This is a genomic window from Bacillus sp. SIMBA_026 (assembly GCF_046535335.1).
Lineage (GTDB): Bacteria > Bacillota > Bacilli > Bacillales > Bacillaceae > Bacillus > Bacillus velezensis.
Genome location: NZ_JAWRWX010000399.1, coordinates 1 through 245 on the forward strand (window position 1 = coordinate 1; position 245 = coordinate 245).

Below are 245 nucleotides of genomic sequence, written 5' to 3' on the forward strand. Positions count from 1 at the left end.
GGTGCCGCAACGTCTCTTGTGGCGATTGAACGGGCAATTCTCGAAGCGGAAAGAATGTTGGATCGCCAGCAAGCATTGCTGGCCGAGTTGGAGGCCGCTAGTGCCCCGGCTGCAGGCAAACGGGCGCTCATTAAAACTCTGGAGGAGACACTGGACTGGTTGCGCGCGGCACGCGTCGACGCCATCCTGGCCGAGGCGCTCGCGCGCATGAGGCGGCCGTCCGGCAGCCGTCCTCGCTAGCCGCC

Annotated in this window: 1 protein-coding gene; it reads left to right on the top strand. The window is 65.3% G+C overall.

All coding sequences use genetic code 11. The features are described from left to right. The coding region (locus SB847_RS21960) for a hypothetical protein (RefSeq protein WP_410578846.1) at positions 1 to 240 on the top strand (240 nt) is incomplete at its 5' end. Positions 241 to 245: the final 5 nt, after the last annotated feature.